We start from the raw sequence: 2,105 nt of genomic DNA on the forward strand, positions 1-2,105 counted from the left end.
AAGTTTATTAGAGGTAGAGCTACTGATTGGGTGCGGGGGAGTCAAATCCTACCAAATCCAGACAAACTCCGAATGCTAATAAATATACACTGCAGTGAGGCCCGGGGTGCTAAGGTCACGGGCCGAGAGGGAAAGAACCCAGACCATCAGCTAAGGTCCCCAAGTTACTACTAAGTTGAACTAACGAGGTGCGATTGCCTAGACAGCTAGGATGTTGGCTTGGAAGCAGCCATTCATTTAAAGAGTGCGTAACAGCTCACTAGTCGAGCGATCGTGCATGGATAATAAACGGGCATAAAGTAGTACACCGAAGCTATGGGTAATATGTGAATATTACGGTAGGGGAGCATTCCAGCGGCAGCGAAGTTATGACGTAAGTTGTGGTGGAGCTTCTGGAAAAGCAAATGTAGGCATAAGTAACGATAAGGCAGGCGAGAAACCTGCCCACCGAAAGGATAAGGTTTCCTGATCAACGCTAATCGGATCAGGGTTAGTCGGGGCCTAAGGAGAACCCGAAGGGGAAATTCGATGGACAACTGGTTAATATTCCAGTACTTTTTATAACTGCGATGTGGGGACGGAGTAGTGACACTGCCGCGATCTGACGGAATAGATCGTTAAAGACTGTAGGTATTGGAGAGGTAGGCAAATCCGCCACTCTAGCTAAAGGTCGATAGTACCGCAAGCCTTCGGGTAAGTGGATAGCGCAGGTAATCAGACTTCCAAGAAAAACCGCTAAGCTTCAGGTTATAAAAACCCGTACCGCAAACCGACACAGGTATCCGGGAAGAGAATTCTAAGGTGCTCGAGTGAATCATGGCTAAGGAACTCGGCAAAATGGCCCTGTAACTTCGGGAGAAGGGGCGCTGACAGCAATGTCAGCCGCAGTGAAAAGGCCCAGGCGACTGTTTAACAAAAACACATGGCTTTGCAAAATCGAAAGATGAAGTATAAGGCCTGACACCTGCCCGGTGCTGGAAGGTTAAGAGGGGATGTCATCTGTTAAAGGAGAAGCATTGAATCGAAGCCCCAGTAAACGGCGGCCGTAACTATAACGGTCCTAAGGTAGCGAAATTCCTTGTCGGGTAAGTTCCGACCTGCACGAATGGTGTAACGATCTGGGCGCTGTCTCAGCCATGAGCTCGGTGAAATTGTGGTCCCGGTGAAGACGCCGGGTACCCGCAACGGGACGGAAAGACCCCATGCACCTTCACTACAATTTAACATTGACATTGGATACAGGATGTGTAGGATAGGTGGGAGACTATGAAGGGGCGTCGCTAGGCGTTCTGGAGTCAACGTTGAAATACCACCCTTTTTGTATTCGGTGTCTAACCCCTTTCGGGGGGGACATTGTTTGATGGGTAGTTTGACTGGGGTGGTCGCCTCCAAAAAGGTAACGGAGGCTTTCAAAGGTAAGCTCAATACGCTTGGTAACCGTATGAGGAGTGCAATAGCATAAGCTTGCTTGACTGTGAGGCAGACAAGCCGAGCAGGGTCGAAAGACGGATATAGTGATCCGGTGGTTCTGCATGGAAGGGCCATCGCTCAAAGGATAAAAGGTACGCTGGGGATAACAGGCTGATCTCCCCCAAGAGCTCATATCGACGGGGAGGTTTGGCACCTCGATGTCGGCTCGTCACATCCTGGGGCTGGAGAAGGTCCCAAGGGTTCGGCTGTTCGCCGATTAAAGTGGCACGCGAGCTGGGTTCAGAACGTCGCGAGACAGTTCGGTCCCTATCTGTTGTGGGCGTAGGAATTTTGAGTGGGGCTGACCTTAGTACGAGAGGACCGGGTTGGACTAACCTCTAGTGAATCTGTTGTTCCGCCAGGGGCATTGCAGAGTAGCTACGTTGGGAATAGATAAGCGCTGAAAGCATCTAAGTGCGAAACTAGCCACGAGATGAGAATTCCATATAGGACCGTAGCAGACTACTACGTTGATAGGTTACAGATGTAAAGCTGGTGACAGCATAGTCGAGTAATACTAATCATCCGAAGCTTTCAAGAGCAATAAACTGTTGTTTGTTCTTCATAACTAACTTCTTTCAATAATATGTCATCGTTTGATAGCCGGGTCCGCAGTGGACAAAGCGAAACAAACA

Annotated in this window: 1 rRNA gene; it reads left to right on the forward strand. The window is 49.3% G+C overall.

Annotation, left to right across the window (positions count from 1 at the left end):
* Positions 1-2,011: ribosomal RNA gene (locus HDE70_RS27070) — 23S ribosomal RNA — on the forward strand; the annotation flags it as partial.
* Positions 2,012-2,105: the final 94 nt, after the last annotated feature.

This window comes from Pedobacter cryoconitis, assembly GCF_014200595.1.
Lineage (GTDB): Bacteria > Bacteroidota > Bacteroidia > Sphingobacteriales > Sphingobacteriaceae > Pedobacter > Pedobacter cryoconitis_C.